At 72.2% G+C, this 13947-nt stretch carries 15 protein-coding genes; 9 read left to right on the top strand and 6 right to left on the bottom strand.

What is annotated here, in order from left to right:
• Positions 1-71: 71 nt before the first annotated feature.
• Complete coding sequence (locus FJQ57_RS04450; RefSeq protein ID WP_139977981.1) at positions 72-899, bottom strand: alpha/beta fold hydrolase; 828 nt, start codon at positions 897-899, stop codon at positions 72-74.
• 93 nt (positions 900-992) lie between these two features.
• Here FJQ57_RS04450 and FJQ57_RS04445 point away from each other — a divergent pair, with 93 nt between their 5' ends.
• A complete protein-coding gene (locus FJQ57_RS04445) occupies positions 993-1880 on the top strand; it encodes an alpha/beta fold hydrolase (protein ID WP_246081583.1) in 888 nt (295 codons plus the stop codon).
• 117 nt (positions 1881-1997) lie between these two features.
• On the opposite strand, the gene FJQ57_RS04440 is transcribed toward FJQ57_RS04445, so the two are convergent.
• Entirely contained in the window at positions 1998-3080 is a 1083-nt protein-coding gene (locus FJQ57_RS04440) for an ABC transporter ATP-binding protein (protein ID WP_139977979.1), read from the bottom strand.
• A 227-nt stretch (positions 3081-3307) separates the two neighbouring features.
• Here FJQ57_RS04440 and FJQ57_RS04435 point away from each other — a divergent pair, with 227 nt between their 5' ends.
• From FJQ57_RS04435 to FJQ57_RS04405, 6 genes are all read left to right on the top strand, one after another.
• Positions 3308-4657 (top strand): extracellular solute-binding protein, encoded by a 1350-nt coding sequence (locus FJQ57_RS04435; RefSeq protein WP_170219267.1) that lies wholly within the window; start codon positions 3308-3310, stop codon positions 4655-4657.
• A gap of 5 nt (positions 4658-4662) precedes the next feature.
• Positions 4663-5610, top strand: coding sequence for a carbohydrate ABC transporter permease (locus tag FJQ57_RS04430; protein ID WP_246081582.1), 948 nt, complete (start codon positions 4663-4665; stop codon positions 5608-5610).
• Positions 5611-5614: 4 nt separating this feature from the next.
• Positions 5615-6448: a carbohydrate ABC transporter permease gene (locus FJQ57_RS04425; protein ID WP_139977977.1), complete on the top strand. Its 834-nt coding sequence runs from the start codon at positions 5615-5617 to the stop codon at positions 6446-6448.
• A 7-nt stretch (positions 6449-6455) separates the two neighbouring features.
• The gene (locus FJQ57_RS04420) at positions 6456-7679 is read left to right on the top strand and encodes an ABC transporter ATP-binding protein (protein WP_139977976.1); all 1224 of its coding nucleotides are present in this window, start codon (positions 6456-6458) and stop codon (positions 7677-7679) included.
• A gap of 292 nt (positions 7680-7971) precedes the next feature.
• Positions 7972-8550: a thioredoxin-like domain-containing protein gene (locus FJQ57_RS04410; RefSeq protein ID WP_170219266.1), complete on the top strand. Its 579-nt coding sequence runs from the start codon at positions 7972-7974 to the stop codon at positions 8548-8550.
• Positions 8551-8665: 115 nt separating this feature from the next.
• Positions 8666-10363, top strand: a complete 1698-nt coding sequence (locus FJQ57_RS04405; RefSeq protein ID WP_139977973.1) for a fumarate hydratase — start codon at positions 8666-8668, stop codon at positions 10361-10363.
• Positions 10364-10385: 22 nt separating this feature from the next.
• Here FJQ57_RS04405 and FJQ57_RS04400 read toward each other — a convergent pair whose 3' ends face one another.
• Positions 10386-10631 (bottom strand): hypothetical protein, encoded by a 246-nt coding sequence (locus FJQ57_RS04400; RefSeq protein WP_139977972.1) that lies wholly within the window; start codon positions 10629-10631, stop codon positions 10386-10388.
• A gap of 94 nt (positions 10632-10725) precedes the next feature.
• Complete coding sequence (locus tag FJQ57_RS04395) at positions 10726-11583, bottom strand: NAD(P)H-binding protein (RefSeq protein ID WP_139977971.1); 858 nt, start codon at positions 11581-11583, stop codon at positions 10726-10728.
• Positions 11584-11687: 104 nt separating this feature from the next.
• Here FJQ57_RS04395 and FJQ57_RS04390 point away from each other — a divergent pair, with 104 nt between their 5' ends.
• Positions 11688-12047: a winged helix-turn-helix transcriptional regulator gene (locus FJQ57_RS04390; protein ID WP_139977970.1), complete on the top strand. Its 360-nt coding sequence runs from the start codon at positions 11688-11690 to the stop codon at positions 12045-12047.
• Here FJQ57_RS04390 and FJQ57_RS04385 read toward each other — a convergent pair.
• Positions 12037-12531 (bottom strand): DoxX family protein, encoded by a 495-nt coding sequence (locus FJQ57_RS04385; protein WP_139977969.1) that lies wholly within the window; start codon positions 12529-12531, stop codon positions 12037-12039. The two genes, FJQ57_RS04390 and FJQ57_RS04385, sit on opposite strands and share 11 nt — an antisense overlap.
• Before the next feature lie 102 nt (positions 12532-12633).
• Between FJQ57_RS04385 and FJQ57_RS04380 the strand changes: the two genes are divergently transcribed.
• Positions 12634-13323: a spermine/spermidine synthase domain-containing protein gene (locus tag FJQ57_RS04380; protein ID WP_139977968.1), complete on the top strand. Its 690-nt coding sequence runs from the start codon at positions 12634-12636 to the stop codon at positions 13321-13323.
• Here the strand turns inward: FJQ57_RS04380 and FJQ57_RS04375 are convergent.
• Entirely contained in the window at positions 13299-13916 is a 618-nt protein-coding gene (locus FJQ57_RS04375; RefSeq protein WP_139977967.1) for an NAD-glutamate dehydrogenase, read from the bottom strand. The two genes, FJQ57_RS04380 and FJQ57_RS04375, sit on opposite strands and share 25 nt — an antisense overlap.
• Positions 13917-13947: the final 31 nt, after the last annotated feature.

Raw genomic sequence — 13947 nt, 5'->3', positions numbered from 1 at the left:
GGGCGGTCCCTGCACGGCCCACCCAGTGTGTCCAACGGACAGCACCATCCCGGTCCCTCCAGGGTGCGGGCTCAAGCCGAGCGGAGGACCACCCGTCCGGTGTCCATCTGCCGACGCAGGGCCGCGGCGACCTCGTCGATGACGCGGGGGTCGACCGCCATGCCGCAGTGGGACGCGGTGACCTCGACGGCCACGGCCGCGGGGTCGATGCAGGCCCGCCAGTCGACGATGCCGTCGCGCTGGGAGTAGACGGCGGTGAACCCGACGTCGGCGGCCAGCGGCTCGCGGCTCTCCTCCCAGCTCTGGCGGGCGCAGGCGCCGGCCACGCAGTCCTCGGCCATCAGGCCCGGCACCCCGGCCCGGCTGAGCCGGACCAGGCCCTCGACCCCCCACGAGAGCAGCAGGTGGTGGGCGCCCGGCGCCAGCATCGGGCTGCCGAGCGTCACGATGCCCGCGACGAGGTCGGGGCGGCGTACGGCGAGGCCGCGGGAGATCATGCCGCCGAGGCTGTGCCCGACGAGCTGGACCCGGGTGCCGCGGCGGGCCACGATCGCCTCGAGCCGGGTCTCGAGCAGGGTGGCGGCGTCCATGGTGCAGCCGACGTTGGCCCGGATCTGGGAGCGGTAGGTCCGGAAGCCGCGGGCGCGCAGGGTGCGGGCCATCGCGGTGAGCGTGGCGTCGCCGGCGAGGAAGCCGGGCACCAGCACGACCGGCTCGGCGGCGCGGGACGAGGCGCGGGCGGTGTAGGCACGCGAGCGCCGCAGCCGTCGCTCCTCGCGCGCGCGGACGGCGTACCGACCGACCTCGGTCACCACGCTCCCCTCCCGCAGCACGGCGGCCAGGTGCGGCCGACCGAAGCCGTCCGGGAGCAGGAAGGACCCCAACGGGTTCTCAGACATGGTGTGACGGTAACCACAGGCGGCTCACCCGTGGGGAGATCCAGGCTGTTCCCGCGTGCTTGGATGGAGGCCGTGCCATCCGCTCCTGCGCCCGTGTCCGTCTCCGAGGAGCTCTTCGCGCCGGTCTCCGGTGACATCGAGCTGTGCTACCAGACCTTCGGCGACCCCGAGGACGAGCCGCTGCTGCTGGTGATGGGCCTGGGCGGCCCGATGACGTGGTGGGACGCACCGCTGTGCGAGATGCTCGCCCGCGAGGGCTTCCACGTCATCCGCTTCGACAACCGCGACGTCGGCCGGTCGAGCCGTGCGCGGGGCCGGGTGAGCCGGTCGATGCTGGTGCGCGGCTTCACCGGCATGCGCGTCACGCCGCCGTACACCCTCGACGACCTGGCCCGCGACGCCTTCGGCCTGCTCGACCACCTCGGCATCGCCTCGGCCCACGTGGCCGGGGTGTCGATGGGCGGCATGGTCGTGCAGTGCATGGCGCTGCTCGAGCCGGGCCGGGTGCGCTCGATGGCCAGCATCATGTCGACCACGGGCCGGCGCACCGTCGGCTGGCAGCACCCGGTGCTGCTCCGCAACCTGCTCACCGCCAGCCAGGGCCGCGAGGGCTACATCCGCTCCAGCACCGCGACCTGGGGCCTCATCGGCTCGCCCGCCTACCCGCAGACCAAGGAGAAGGTGGAGAAGCGGGCCGCCGACACCTACGACCGCGGCGTGTCCCTGTCCGGCACGACGCGGCAGATGGCCGCGATCGTGACCACCGCCGACCGCACCCCCGGGCTGCGGGCGCTCGACGTGCCCACCGTCGTCGTGCACGGCCTGGCCGACAAGATGGTGCACGTCTCGGGCGGCCGCGCGACCGCCACCGCGATCCCCGGCGCCGAGCTGCTGCTGGTCGAAGGCATGGGCCACGACATGCCCGAGCCGCTGTGGCCCACCTTCGTCGAGGCCATCACCGGCAACGCCCGCCGCGCCTGAGGCGCGCGGTAGCTGCTCGCCGGCCGGGGCGAGGAATCCCCGGCTGACCGGGGATTCCCTCGCTTGCCAGGCTCTTCCGCCACCCGACCCGACCCGTCGACCGGCGAACCGACGCCCTCAGGCCGAGAGTCGCTCGCCGGTGTCGGTGTCGAAGACGTGCACGTGCTGGGGGTCGGTCGTGACGTGGATGGTCTCGCCCTTGCGGACCGAGTCGCGACCGGGCACCCGCACGATGACGTTGGACGGCGTGCCGGCGACGTCGGAGGTGCCGTAGGCGTACCCGTCCGCACCCAGCTCCTCGACCACGGTGACCCGCACCGGCAGGCCGCTCTCGCCGGCCGGGACGACCCGCCACGACTCCGGACGCACGCCGACCGTGATGCGGCCCGACATCGTCTTCTCCGCCGCCGGGTCCACGGGCACGGCGTACTCGCCGATGCGCGCCCGGCCGTCGACCGCGGTGGCCTCGACCAGGTTCATCTGGGGCGAGCCGATGAAGCCGGCCACGAACAGGTTGGCTGGGCGGTCGTACAGCGCCAGCGGCGTGTCGACCTGCTGGATGACGCCGTCCTTCATCACCGCGACCCGGTCGCCCATCGTCATGGCCTCGACCTGGTCGTGGGTGACGTAGACGGTGGTGACGCCGAGGTCGGACTGGAGCCGGGCGATGTCGGTGCGGGTCTGCACACGCATCTTGGCGTCGAGGTTGGACAGCGGCTCGTCCATGCAGAAGACCTGGGGGCTGCGCACGATGGCCCGGCCCATCGCGACACGCTGCCGCTGGCCGCCGGAGAGGGCCTTGGGCTTGCGGGCGAGGTACTCCGTCAGCCCGAGCAGCTCGGCGGCCTCGGCCACCCGCTTCTTCCGCTCGGCCTCGGGCACCTTGGCCATCTTGAGCGCGAAACCCATGTTGTCGGCGACCGACATGTGCGGGTAGAGCGCGTAGTTCTGGAACACCATCGCGATGTCCCGGTCCTTCGGCGCGACGTCGGTGATGTCGCGCTCACCGACGTAGATCCTGCCGTCGTCGACCTCCTCGAGCCCCGCGAGCATGCGCAGGGTGGTCGACTTGCCGCACCCGGACGGTCCGACGAGGACCATGAGCTCCCCGTCGCGGATCTCCAGGTCGAGCCCCGGCACCGCCGGGGCATCGGCCCCCGGGTACCATCGCTGGGCCTTCTCGAACGTCACTGTGGCCATGGTGTGTGCTCCCTCCACCGGCAGGTACGTGCCGGACGATCCGTCGTGAAGTGACCCGGCTCACACTAGCGGGCACCGCCCCGACCCCTCGGAGAGCCCCGGCCCGACGGTCGCGCATGGTCCCACCTGCCCCACTCGTGCGCCTGCGTCCCACCCCCCGGATCGCTGGACAGCCGGGGACGAGACCGCCAGGGTGTGACGAGGTACACGAGCGGGAGGGACGACCGATGGATCCGAGCACGACCGGGACGAGGACCTCAGCCCGACGGGGCCGCCGGCGCCGGGGCCTGGCCGCCGCAGCGGCGCTGGTGCTGGGCGGGACGCTCCTGTCCGCCTGCGGCAGCGAGGGCAAGCCGACCCTGAACTGGTACATCAACCCCGACGGGCAGGCCACGCTCACCCAGCTGGCCGAGCGGTGCAGCACCGACCAGTACGACATCAAGATCAACCTGCTCCCCGCGAGCGCGACCGACCAGCGCACCCAGCTGGCCCGCCGCCTGGCCGCGGAGGACAGCTCGACCGACCTGATGAGCCTCGACCCGGTCTTCGTGGCCGAGTTCGCCAACGCCGACTGGCTGGCCGAGTTCACCGGCGACCAGGCCGGGCAGGCGGTCGACGACCAGGACACCCTCGCCGGCTCGGCCGAGACGGTGAAGTGGGAGGACAAGATCTTCGCGGTCCCGCAGTGGGCCAACACCCAGGTCCTCTGGTACCGCAAGTCGCTGGCCGAGGCCGCGGGCCTCGACATGAGCCAGCCCGTCACGTGGGACCAGGTCATCGACGCCGCCTCCTCCCAGGGCGGCACGGTCGGCGTCCAGGCCAACCGCTACGAGGGGTACGTCGTGTGGATCAACGCCCTCATCGAGGGCGCCGGCGGCAACATCATCGACCCCGACACGGCCGAGGACGGCCGCGACGCCAAGGTCACCATCGACTCCCAGGCCGGCAAGGACGCCGCGGCGGTCATCCAGAAGCTGGCTGACTCCCCCGCCCGCCAGCCCGACCTCACCACCTCCAACGAGGGCACCAGCCTGGGTGCGATGTACCCCGCCGACGGCCCCGGTGAGTTCATGACGAGCTGGACGTTCGTCTACAAGAACTACGTCGACCTCCTCGGCCAGCCCGGCGGCCCGGCCGACGAGCAGCAGCTCGACGACCTCGGCTTCGCCCGCTACCCGCAGACGGTGCAGGGCGAGGAGTCCAAGCCCCCGATCGGTGGCATCGACATCGGCGTCGGGGCCTACGGCAAGCACGTCGACTGGGCCAAGGAGGCCGCGCTCTGCGTGAGCGACCCCGAGGCGCAGCTCGAGCTGGCCGTCAACGACGGCCTGATGCCGTCACGCTCCTCGGTCTACGAGGAGCAGCGCCTGCGCGAGGCCTACCCGGCCGAGCTGCTCGACCTGTGGCGCCAGAGCATCGACAGCGGTGGGCCGCGACCCAAGAGCGCGTTCTACAGCCAGATCTCCAACGCCGTCCAGGCCCGCTGGCACTCGCCGGCATCGGTGGACCCCGACTCCACCCCGGAGCGGTCCCAGCAGTTCCTCGAGGACGTCCTGAGCGGGAAGGCCCTGCTGTGAGCACCGTGACCGCACCGCGCACCGAGCCGGGCGACCAGGGCGCTCGCAAGGGCGTCAAGCCGCCGGTCTCCGACCGGGCCCGGGCCGAGAACAGCCTCGGCCGCAAGCTGGTGGCGCCGGCCATCGTGCTGATGCTGCTGGTGACGGCGTTCCCGATGCTGCGGGCGCTCTACCTGTCGCTGTTCGACTACTCCCTCACCGCGCCCGACGACCGGGCCTTCATCGGGATCGACAACTACGTCACCGCGCTGACCGACGGGCTGTTCTGGAAGACCACCGCCAACACGGTCTTCATCATGGTCGTGACCGTCGTCGTCGAGCTCGTCATCGGCTTCGCCTTCGCGATGGTGATGCACCGGGTGATCTTCGCCCGCGGCCTCATCCGGACCTCGATCCTCATCCCCTACGGCATCATCACGGTCGTCTCGGGCTTCGCCTGGCAGTTCGCGTTCTCCAACACCAACGGGTTCATCAACAGCTGGCTCCCGTTCGTGGGCGACGACTTCAACTGGTTCGCCGAGTACCCGTCGTCGATCGCGGCGATCATGCTCTCCGAGATCTGGAAGACCACCCCGTTCATGTCGCTGCTGCTCCTGGCCGGCCTGGCCCAGGTCTCGGAGGACATGCTCGAGGCGGCCAAGGTCGACGGGGCGACCTGGTGGCAACGGCTGACCCGGGTGATCCTGCCCAACATGCGCGCGGCGATCATGGTCGCGGTGCTCTTCCGGGCCCTCGACGCCTACCGCATCTTCGACAACATCTTCGTCATGACCGCCGGCGCCAACGGCACCGAGTCGATCTCGTTCCTGACCTACCGGCAGGTGATCGAGCAGTTCCAGCTGGGCATCGGCTCGGCACTCTCGGTGCTGCTCTTCATCTCCGTCATCATCGTCGCCGCGGTCATCGTCAAGGTGTTCCGCGTCGACCTGGCCGCCGCCCGACAGGAGGGCTGAGACCATGAAGCAGAAGGTCGGACTCGTCGTCGGCGTGCTGTTCGTGCTGGCCTGGTGCCTGCTGCCGGTGGCCTGGATCATCTCGCTGTCGTTCAAGACCCAGGAGTCGGTCACCGTCGGCAACCCCGGGTTCTTCCCGGCCGAGGGCACCAACGCCGGCTTGGACAACTACCGCTCGGTGCTCGACAACGGGCAGTTCCTCGACGCCATCCGCAACTCGATCGGCATCTCGCTGATCGCGACGTTCCTCTCGGTCGTGATCGCCACGCTGGCGGCGTACGCCATCGCCCGCCTGGAGTTCCAGGGCAAGAAGTTCGTGCTCACCATGGCCCTGGTGATCGCGATGTTCCCGGTGGTCTCGCTGGTCGGGCCGCTGTTCGACATGTGGCGCGCGATCGGCATCTACGACACGTGGCCGGGCCTGATCATCCCCTACATGTCGTTCACGCTGCCGCTGGCGATCTGGACCCTGTCGGCGTTCTTCCGGGAGATCCCGTGGGAGATGGAGCAGGCGGCCCAGGTCGACGGCGCCACGTCGTGGCAGGCCTTCCGGCGGGTGATCGTGCCGCTGGCCGCGCCCGGCGTCTTCACCGCGGCCATCCTGACGTTCTTCTTCGCCTGGAACGACTTCGTCTTCGGCATCTCGCTCACCTCGACCGAGGCGGCGCGACCCATCCCGGCGGCCCTGTCGTTCTTCGTCGGCGCCGACCCGTTCAACCGACCGGCCTCCCTGCTCGCCGCAGCGGCCGTCGTCGCGACGATCCCGATCGTCGTCATCGTCCTGATTTTCCAGCGCAAGATCGTCGCCGGCCTGACCTCCGGCGCAGTGAAGGGGTGATCCGTCCATGGCCGGTATCTCGATGAGGAACATCGTCAAGAAGTACGGCGACGGCTTCCCCGCGGTCAACGACGTCAGCATCGACATCGCCGACGGCGAGTTCATGATCCTCGTCGGCCCGTCGGGCTGCGGGAAGTCGACGCTGCTGCGGATGATCGTGGGCCTGGAGGACATCACCTCCGGCGACATGGTGATCGGCGAGAAGCGGGTCAACGACCTCGCCCCGCGCGACCGCAACCTGGCGATGGTGTTCCAGAACTACGCGCTCTACCCGCACCTGAGCGTCTACGAGAACATCGCCTTCCCGCTGCGGCTGGCCAAGGCCCCCGACAGCGAGGTCGACGAGAAGGTCCGCGCGGCGTCGAAGACCCTCGAGCTCGACGAGCACCTCGACCGCAAGCCCGGCAACCTGTCCGGCGGCCAGCGACAGCGGGTCGCCATGGGCCGCGCGATCGTCCGCGACGCCGACGCGTTCCTCTTCGACGAGCCGCTGTCCAACCTCGACGCCAAGCTGCGCGGCCAGATGCGCACCGAGATCGCCCGGCTGCAGAAGCGGCTCGGCATCACCACGGTGTACGTCACCCACGACCAGACCGAGGCCATGACGCTCGGTGACCGCGTCGCGGTGCTCAAGCGCGGGGTCCTGCAGCAGCTGGCCTCGCCGCGCGAGCTCTACGAGAACCCCGGCAACCTGTTCGTGGCCGGCTTCATCGGCTCGCCGCCGATGAACTTCCTGCCCGCCACCGTCGAGGGCACCTCGGTCAAGCTGCCCTTCGGGTCCGTCGAGATCCCGGCCGAGAAGGCCGAGAAGGCCGCCGGCAAGGGACTCCTCATCGCCGGCATCCGGCCCGAGCACTTCGAGGACGCCTCGGTCGTCGACGACCCCGGCAAGGGCTCGACCTTCCGGGCCCAGGTCGACGTCGTGGAGTGGCTGGGCAACGAGGCCTACGCCTACCTGCCCTTCGAGGCGCCGCCGGAGGTGCAGCAGCAGCTCCAGCAGCTCGAGCGCGACCTCGACGGCGAGGCGCTGCGCACGCAGCTGGTCGTCTCCCTCGACGGCGCGAGCACCATCGCCGAGGGCGACGAGGCCGAAATCTGGGTCAACACGGCCAAGATGCACCTGTTCGACCCGCAGACCGGCGAGAACCTCACCGTCGACCGCTCCCGTGCCGGCCGCATCCACGGCCACGCCATGGAGGCCGCCGCCGAGCAGCCCGCCGCCGCCGGCTGACCGACCTCACCTGCACCACCCCCGCACCAGCCCTGCACCAGCCCCGCACCAGCCCCGCACCACCCGCTGCTGACCCGTCGTGCATCCACGACGGGTCAGCGTCGTTGGGGGGACGTGCGACCCTGGCGGCGTGACGCAGCCGCCTCCGGAGCCGCCCGCCTGGGGACCCCCGACGACCCCGCCCCCGCCTCCGCCCCCGCCGGGCTGGGGCCCTCCCCCGCCGTACCCGCCGTTCCCGCCTGCCCAGCCCTTCCAGCCCCCGTCGGCCCCGAAGCGGGGCCGGGGACGCCTGGTGCTCGCGGCCGTGGCGGCCGTGGTCGTGCTGGCCGCGGCGATCGTCGTCCCGCTGGTGATGCTCGACGGCGAGGACGAGCCGGGTCCGAGCGCCGGCGGCGACCCCGCGGGCTCCGCCGGGCCGTCCGACCTGTCCGCCGTGGAGGCGTACGACGACCTGCCCACCACCCACGTCGAGGAGCCGGTCGACTACGAGCAGGTGCCGCCCGTCGGCGGCGCGCACGACGCGGAGTGGCTCGACTGCGGGGTGTACGACGAGCCGGTGCCCGACGAGAACGCGGTGCACGACCTCGAGCACGGCACCGTGTGGATCACCCACGCGCCCGACCTGCCGGCCGAGGACGTCGAGACCCTGGCCGACCAGCTGCCGCAGAACGGCATCCTCTCGCCGTACGACGACCTGCCGGCGCCCGTGGTCGTCACCGTCTGGGGCCGCCAGCTCCAGCTCACCGCGGCCGACGACCCGCGGCTGGCGCTGTTCGTGCAGGAGTTCCAGGACGGCGTCACCGCGCCCGAGCCGATGGCCTCGTGCGCGGGTGGCACGGCCTCGGCCGACGGCGGCGGCCCCTCCGCCTGAACCGGCCCCCGGACCCCAGCCGTCGCCCGCGGCCGGGGCGGCCACCGATCCTCCCGACGGGCCCCGCGGTCGGGGGTCGCGGCCCCACTCCAGGCAGCGGTTACGCTCCACCTTCGTGACCAGCGCGCCCGGCCCCGAGTTCCGCTACTCCGACCTGCTGCCCACGGGTCCCGACGACACGCCCTACCGGCTCGTGACGACCGAGGGCGTCTCGACGGTGGAGGTCGCCGGCCAGACCTTCCTCAAGGTCGCCCCGGAGGCCCTGCAGCGGCTGACGGCCGAGGCGATGCACGACATCAGCCACTTCCTGCGCCCGGCCCACCTCGCCCAGCTCCGCCGGATCATCGACGACCCCGAGGCGTCGGGCAACGACCGGTTCGTCGCGCTCGACCTGCTCAAGAACGTCAACATCTCCGCCGGCGGCGTGCTGCCGATGTGCCAGGACACGGGCACCGCGATCGTCATGGGCAAGAAGTCCGAGGGCGTGCTCACCGGCGCCGACGACGCCGAGGCCATCAGTCGGGGCGTCTACGACGCCTACACCCGGCTCAACCTGCGCTACTCCCAGCTGGCCCCGCTGACGACGTACGAGGAGAAGAACACCGGCACCAACCTCCCGGCGCAGGTCGAGCTCTACTCGACCCCGACGCCCGCGAGCGGCACGCCGGAGTACAAGTTCCTCTTCATGGCCAAGGGCGGCGGGTCGGCCAACAAGTCGTTCCTGTTCCAGGAGACCAAGGCGATCCTCAACCCGACCCGGATGCTGTCGTTCCTCGACGAGAAGATCCGCTCGCTCGGCACGGCCGCGTGCCCGCCGTACCACCTGGCGATCGTGATCGGCGGCACGAGCGCGGAGTACGCGTTGAAGACCGCCAAGTACGCCAGCGCGCACTACCTCGACCACCTGCCGACCGAGGGGTCGATGGCGGCGCACGGCTTCCGCGACCTCGAGCTGGAGCAGCAGGTCTTCGAGCTGACGCAGTCGTTCGGCATCGGCGCGCAGTTCGGCGGCAAGTACTTCTGCCACGACGTGCGGGTCGTGCGGCTGCCCCGCCACGGCGCGTCGTGCCCGGTCGCCATCGCCGTCTCCTGCTCCGCCGACCGGCAGGCCCTGGGCAAGATCACGCCCGAGGGCGTCTTCCTCGAGCAGCTCGAGACCGACCCCGCGCAGTACATGCCCGACGCGGGGGTCGCCGAGGACATCGCGGGTGGCGAGGTCGTCGACATCGACCTCAACCGGCCGATGGCCGAGATCCTGGCCGAGCTGTCGAGGCACCCCGTCAAGACCCGGCTCTCGCTCACCGGCCCGCTCGTCGTCGCCCGCGACATCGCGCACGCCAAGATCAAGGAGCGGCTCGACGCGGGCGAGGAGATGCCGTCCTACCTGCGCGACCACCCGGTCTACTACGCCGGGCCGGCCAAGACGCCCGAGGGCATGGCGTCGGGCTCGTTCGGCCCGACGACGGCCGGGCGCATGGACTCCTACGTGGAGCAGTTCCAGGCCGCCGGCGGGTCGATGGTGATGCTGGCCAAGGGCAACCGGTCCAAGGCCGTCACCGACGCCTGCGGCACCCACGGCGGGTTCTACCTGGGCTCGATCGGAGGGCCGGCGGCGCGGCTGGCCCAGGACTGCATCCGCAGCCAGGAGGTCGTCGAGTACGCCGAGCTCGGCATGGAGGCGGTCTGGAAGATCGAGGTCGAGGACTTCCCGGCCTTCATCGTCGTCGACGACAAGGGCAATGACTTCTTCACCGACCCCGCCGGCACCGTGACGGTGCCGCTCAGCGGCATCCGGGTGCGGTCACAGGGCTGAGCGGTGCTCCACGAGCGGGGCCCTAGCGGCCGTCGCCCGACTTGCCGCCCAGGCCTCCCGTGCCGTCGCCCTCGAGGTCCTCGCCCCGGGCGCGGTGGGGCTCGCGGTGCGGGTTGGAGTTGGGCCCGGCGGCCACGTCCTCCGCGGGCGGTGCCTCCGGGTTGCCGGCGACGCCCTGGCTGTCGCTGATCGGGCCGGGCCCGTCGCCCAGGCTGTTGACCTCCGAGACCTGGCCCTGCGGCTCCTGCTCGTCGTCGTGTCCACTCATGTCCTCGACGGTGCCAGAGCAGCCCGGCCGCCGGGACCACCCGCGGGGTGGCCACCGGGTGAGGTGGCCCACCCGCGGGCTCGGTCGTCCCGGCTCAGCCGGCGAGGGCCCGCAGCCCCTCGGCGAGCGGCGTCGTCGGGCGACCGAGCAGGCGCGCCAGGGTGCCGTCGGACCCGGCCAGCACCCCGCGGCGGAGGGCGTCGTCGATGGAGGCCACGAACCCCGCCGTACCGGCGTCGAGGCCGTGGGACTCCAGCAGCGCGACGTGCTCCTCGGTGGAGACGGGCTGCAGCCGCACCTCGCGGCCGAGCACCTCGCCGAGGGTGTCGGCGAGCACCTGCGGCGTCCACGCGACGTCGCCCGCCAGCTCGTAGGTCTGCCCGACGTGGCCGTCGGTGGTGAGGACGACCGCGGCGGCCTCGGCGTAGTCGGCCCGGGCGGCGCTGGCCACCCGGCCCTCCCCCGCGCTCGAGACGAGCACCCCGGCCTCGCGGGCGGTGGCGAGGTCCGGGGCGTAGTTCTCGTGGTACCAGTTGTTGCGCAGCACCGTCGCCGGGACGCCGGCGGCGGCGATGGCCTCCTCGGTCGCCTTGTGCTCCGGCGCGAGGGCGAAGTCGGCCGTGGTGGCCAGCGGGGCGCTGGTGTAGACGAGCTGGCCGACCCCGGCAGCCGCGGCGGCGGCGACCACCCGGCCGTGCTGCTCGACGCGACGGCCGACCTCGCTGCCGGAGACCAGCAGCACCTTCTCGGTCCCGGCCACAGCCGCCTCCACCGACGCCGCGTCGTCGTAGTCGAGGTGGACGACCTCCACCCCGCGCTCGGCGTACGGCGCCAGGGCGGACGGCGTGCGGGCGCCGGCCCGGAGGTCGCCGGGCGCGACCCCGCGGTCGAGGAGGACGTCGAGGACGAGGCGGCCGAGCTGGCCGGAGGCGGCGGTCACGAGGGTGGTCATGGGTGCTCCTGTGGGTCGTGGACGGGGTGTCACCCAGCCCGAACCCGGCCTGGTCGTTGATGCTTCCCGAGAAGGAGTACCCACCTTTTGGTTAGCATGACGACGTGCTCAGCCTGCAGACCCTGCGCGACCAGCAGGACGGCGTCTTCACCCCGGCCTGCCCCTCGCGCGTCGTCCTCGACCACGTGACCAGCAAGTGGGGCGTGCTCGTGCTGGCGGCGCTGGCCGACGGCACGCTGCGCTGGGGCGAGGTGCGCCGAGCGGTCGGCGGCATCAGCGAGAAGATGCTGGCCTCGACGCTCAAGACCCTCGAGGCGGACGGCCTGGTCAGTCGGACCGCCCACCCCGAGGTGCCGCCGCGGGTGGAGTACGCCCTCACGCCGCTCGGCGAGGGCCTCGTCGAGGCGATGTCGCCGCTGCTGGCGTGGGTCGCGGCCCACGCCGAGGAGATCGTCAGCGGCTGACGTGGGCCCCGGCGGGCTGCGCCTCGCGCTGCTCGGCCGGCGCGGCGGCGCCGGACTCGGGGCCGAACAGCGCCCGGTCGACCGACCAGCGACCGCTGCCCAGCGCCGCGAGGGCCAAGCCGGCGACGCCGAGAGTCAGCACGAACTCGTAGCCGCCGTCGGTGGCGAAGAAGGCGTCGCGGTGCACGAACCACAGCGCGCCCGCCATGTTGCCCGCGACGAGCAGGCCGACGAGCGGGGTGAGGGCGCCGAGCAGGAGCAGCACGCCGCCGCCCAGCTCGACGGCGATGGCGTACGCAGCCGCGGCCTCGGGCGCGGGGATGCCCATCGCCCCGAAGCCGTCGGCGGTGGGGCCGAAGCCCTGGTCGACGAGCTTCTGCCAGCCGTGGGCGACGAGCACGACGCCGAGCACGGCACGGAGCAGCAGCAGCCCGGCGTCCTGGGCGGCGCCGGCGGGGCGGGGACGGAAGAGGGTGGGGATCATGTCGGCCTCCGAGCGGGTCGAGGTGGTCCGGTAGTTGATGTCTCAACGACCGTAGGGGTCCCAGGTGAGAGCCCCATGAGAACGGGCTGACAGGCTGGGTACGTGGACCACGTCGAGATCGCCCGCGCCGAGAGCGAGCGCGGCGAGCTGGTCCTGCGCGAGCGCCGTCCCGGCCCCGACGACCCGCCCGGCGCCCCCGCCCTCGAGCTGCGGGCCAACGGCGTGTTCGTCATGGACACCGTCGAGGTCTCGACCGAGCGGGCGCTGGCCCGGGCTGCCCTCGACACGGTCGCCGAGCCCCGCGCGGTCGTCGTCGGCGGCCTCGGGCTCGGCTTCACGATGCACGAGGTGCTGGCCGACCCCCGGGTCGAGGTGTGCGCGGTCGTCGAGGTGGAGGAGGCGCTGGTCGGGTGGATGCGTGACGGCACCGTCCCCCACGGCCCGGGCCTGCTGGCCGACGGCCGGGTGCGGGTCGTGGTCGCCGACATCGCCGTCGCCGTGGCCGAGGCCCGCCCGGCGTCGTACGACCTGGTGCTGCTGGACGTCGACAACGGGCCCGGCTACCTCGTCCACGACGCCAACGCCGCGCTCTACGAGGAGCCCTTCCTGAGCGACGTAGGACGGGTGCTGCGGCCCGGCGGCGCCCTGGCGGTCTGGTCGGCGGCCGAGTCGAGTGGCCTGGAGGCCGCGCTGGGCCGGGTCTTCGACGACGTGCGCGCGGTGCCGCTCGAGGTGCGCCTGCAGGAGCGCGACGAGACCTACTGGCTCTACGTCGGCGGACGCGGCGCCTGACCCCCGCCGGGGCGCGGGGAGCCGGCCCGGGCGTGCCGGTAGCGCAGCCGCGCGGGGACCGGGTCGGCGGGCTTCATCGGCTCGGCATCCTCGTGGTGGCGCTCGCGCACCGAGACCTTGATCTGCTCGAGGTTGTTGCGCAGCAGGTCGTTGACCAGCTCGTCCATGCGCGGGTCGTTGAGCATGTCGACGATGACCCGCAGCACCGTCTCGGAGACCTCGCCGACGATGGTGTCGTAGCCGGGCAGCCGGCTCACGATCCGGGCGTTGGGGTCGGCCCGCACCTTCTCGGCGACCAGCGACTTGAGCTCGTCGTGGTTCTCCAGCAGGGCGTCGGAGATGTTCTTGGTGTAGTGGCCGGTGCGCATCACCGCGATGACCTCGTCGAGCACCACGATGGTCAGCGGCCGCTTGATGAGCTCCAGGCCCCGCATGGAGAGCCGGCTGGACCGCTCGATGACCCACGGGCGCCGCCGTCCCATCCGCACCAGGAGCGCGCCCAGGAGGGCCGCCAGCACCGACCCGCCGACGATGACGGCGGCCACGAGCAGGAGGACCTGCAGGGTGCTGAGGTCCTCGAGCCACTGCGACATGGCCGCAGCCTACGGACGCGCCGCCGGGCCG

The organism is Nocardioides litoris (assembly GCF_006346315.1).
In the GTDB taxonomy this organism is placed as follows: Bacteria; Actinomycetota; Actinomycetes; order Propionibacteriales; family Nocardioidaceae; genus Nocardioides; species Nocardioides litoris.
The sequence above is the reverse complement of the archived record's forward strand: the minus strand, read 5'-3'. Positions and strand labels throughout refer to the sequence as shown.